At 53.2% G+C, this 3,550-nt stretch carries 2 protein-coding genes; both read right to left on the bottom strand.

Features of this window, described 5'->3' with window-relative positions; translation table 11 throughout:
* The coding region (locus GX117_08820; protein ID NLO33442.1) for a hypothetical protein at positions 1-588 on the bottom strand (588 nt) is incomplete at its 3' end.
* A gap of 1,222 nt (positions 589-1,810) precedes the next feature.
* Positions 1,811-3,367 (bottom strand): PASTA domain-containing protein, encoded by a 1,557-nt coding sequence (locus GX117_08815; GenBank protein NLO33441.1) that lies wholly within the window; start codon positions 3,365-3,367, stop codon positions 1,811-1,813.
* Positions 3,368-3,550 lie beyond the last annotated feature (183 nt).

Raw genomic sequence — 3,550 nt, 5'->3', positions numbered from 1 at the left:
GTTATACATCCCGCCGCCGTAGGAGGCTGAGTTGTTGGTGAAGGTACAGTTGGTCGCCCTGCCCTTATATATCCCGTCGCCGTTGTCCTCGGCCGAGTTGATGGTGAAGGTACAGTTGATAGCCGTGCCGTTATACATCCCGCCGCCGCGCGTAGCCTTTCCATCTTGCAAGGTGAAGCCGTCTATGAAGCCGGTTCTGTTTGAAGTCACACAGCGGCGTTTTCCTTCACCATCAATGATCGTCTTATTGTCTTCCCAATTACGTTGGTCGCGATTCGATTCCGTACCCTGAAAACCGCCATAGAGAGCAAGCGTCTTTGCCGACATATTCACCACAGAATCGGTCGTGCCGGTACACGTGCCTTTTGCCACCCAGATTTCGTCCTGTGCATGGGCAGCATCTACTGCACTCTGAATGGTTTTGAAGGCAGTTGTCCAAGAAGAACCATCGGGTGTATCGGCAGCGGATGCCCCGTTTACCCGCAATACGGCGGCATGGCCGGGCGCCCCGGTCAGCAACAAAAGCAGGGCAAGAAACGCTGCTGTAAAGACTTGTTTACTCCAATCCGCAACTTGAAATTTACCCATGGTCACAGACCTCCTTCGCGTTTGCTTCGTCCGGGATTCTTTCCCCGGCAGGACGATTCACTTCAGACTTGATTCCAATTTTTGTATAACCGATTAATCCTATGGCAGATGCTTTGCATTAAGCATCCACGACAATAGGCACTATAAAACAGTCGAAAATATAATTACAATATTTTAAAACTTCTCCGCTACAAAGCGACAAGTTTCTTATTTTAAAGAATTATACTTTTAAAGTCCACTTATTTTATCTAAATGTATTTTAATACCTAAAACTGATGAAATACAATAAATAACAAGCGTATATGGAGGTGGTTCTCTCTTATGGATCCGCGGGCTCGATAAATCGCGCCCCTACTGTTGTTGGGTCATCGGGAGAGAATTAAGGTGTTGTGGAAGCCCGTGTGCAGCGCCTTGGATCAATGAGCGCGCCGCCCCCGCCGCCACCCGATTCTTCGCTGCGTTCAGAATGACGTGGGAAAGTGAGGCTAGAAACAGGATTAGAAATCAGCGCGTGGTAGTGGGTAAGAGGGTTGGCGGTTCTGTGCTTTGCGGACGGAGATGTTTTCCTCTAATGGACCGGATGGACATGATGGACGCGAAGGACAGGAGACGCACAAAGCCTTCCGGTGTAGGGGCGCGATTTATCGCGCCCGAGATGTTTGTATCGCTAAGACGCTGCGTTACGCGCGCTGGCTTGAGTACCGGCGCGTTGGACACCAAAGAAACCTTGAGTTTGCAATGAAGTGGTGGCGGAGGGGCTTGGGCGCGATAAATCGCGCCCCTACAATTGTTGGGTCAGCGTGAAAAAAGTAAGGTGTTGCGGAAACGTAGTGCAGCGCCTTGGGTCAATGACCGCGCCGCCTCAGCTGCCACCGGATTCTTCGTGGCGTTCAGAATGAAGTGGGAAAGTGAGGCTAGAAACAGGGTTGGGAACCGGCGCGTGGTGGTAGGGTTTGGGCGCTCCTTTCCTATGTATTCTCTTTGTTCATCCTGTCCATCCTGTTGATCCTGTCCATCCGACCCATAGGGTAGACTCTAGGCCGCGATAAATCGCGCCCCTACACAGGAAAACCTTGTACGTCTCCCGCCCATACTGTCATCCTCTTCAGCCCGTCCATCTTGTAAAAAACAGGACCGCCTCACAATCGAGACGGCCCTTATATTACAGCTTAGATTCTATATCAGCGTGAACGATACGCGAAGATGCCGACGCCCATCAGACTTACGCCAATGAGCAGCCAATCACCAAGACCCTGTGCAGCAATTCAGGTAAGGACAAAATCTTATCATTACTCTTGCAACAACCGCAGCTCTCATCCACCTCTTCGGGCTCACCTTCAGTGGATGCCTCGCCTTCACCTTCTCCTTCGCCTTCTACAGATTCTTCACCCTCAACGGGTTCTCCACCTTCGCCTTCAACAGGAGTCTCGCCTTCGCCTTCGACGGGTTCTTCACCCTCAACGGGTTCTGCACCTTCGCCTTCGCGGGGCTCTTCGCCTTCGCCGGGTTCTTCACCCTCTGCGGGTATCTCACCTTCAACGGGCTCTTCGCCTTCGACAGGTTCTTCACCCTCAACGGGTATCTCCCCTTCAGCGGGCTCTTCGCCTTCGACAGGTTCAGAACCTAAAGATATAATCAGATCAACAGGGCGGCCCCTATAGACCTCAGCGCCCGCCACCGGATCTTGGCTGATAACGCTGTCTGCAGCAACCATGTTGTTGTACTGCAAGACCACCTCGCCGACAACCAATCCGGCACCTAAGATCAGCGCTTCTGCCTCCCCTTGGGGTTTACCCACCACGTCAGGCACAGGTACAGGGATATAATATTCATAGGCACCCATATCGATACCTGCTCCTTGGGGGCGAGGCACTCCATCAATATCCATTGATGGAATATCTGCTCCGGTCCGGCCAGCATCAATGCAGGGCGAATTACTTTGAAGACGCAGATCCGGGAGATCAGCATTTACAAACAGGGGATCCTTCGCAATATTACCCGTTCCGTCATAGGCAGTGCCAAGACAGGAATAGCTCACGCTCGTTCCGGATGCGTCATCGGGAGAATTGCCCCAGAGAATGCAGTTGGTCGCCGTGCCGTCATACATCCCGCCGCCGCGGTAGGCCGTATTGTTGCTGAAGGTACAGTTGGCCGCCGTGCTGTCATACATCCCGCCGCCGAAGCTCTCAGCCCTATTGTCGCTGAAGGTGCAGTTGGTCGCCATGACGAAAGCCATCCCGCCGCCGCCGGAGGCCGTATTGCCGGTGAAAGTACAGTTGGTCGCCGTGCCGTAACACATCCCGCCGCCGTAGTATGTGGCCGAGTTGCCGGTGAAGGTACAGTTGGTCGCCGTGCCGTAATACATCCCACCGCCGTCGTACTCGGCCGAGTTACCGGTGAAGCTGCAGTTGGTCGCCGTGCCCCAATACATCCCGCCGCCGTAGTCAGCTTTTCCATTTTGCACGGTGAAGCCGTCTATGGAGCCGGCGTAGTTTGAAGTCACACAGCGCCGTATTCCTTCACCGTCAATGACCGTCTTATTGTCTTCCCAATTACGTTCGTCGCGATCGGTTTCCGTACCCTCAAAACCGCCATAGAGGACAAGCGTCTTTGCCGACATATCCACCACTGAATCGGTCGTGCCCGTATAGGTGCCTTGTGCCACCCAGATTTCATCCTTTGTATCGGCTGCATCCACGGCGCTCTGAATGGTTTTGAAGGCTTTTGCCCAAGAAGAACCATCGGGCGCGTCGGCAGCGGATGCCCTGTTTACCCGCAATACGGCGGCATGCCGGGCGCCCCGGTCAGCAACAACAGCAGGGCAAGAAACGCAGCTGCAAAAATTTGTTTACTCAAATCCGCAACTAGAAATTTACCCATGACCACAGACCTCCTTTGCGTTTGCTTCGCCCGAGATTCTTTCCGTGAAAGAACAGATTCACTTCAGACTCACTTCCAATTT

It is taken from the genome of Candidatus Hydrogenedentota bacterium (assembly GCA_012523015.1).
Lineage (GTDB): Bacteria > Hydrogenedentota > Hydrogenedentia > Hydrogenedentales > CAITNO01 > JAAYBJ01.
This window is presented reverse-complemented; position numbering and strand designations above follow the sequence as displayed.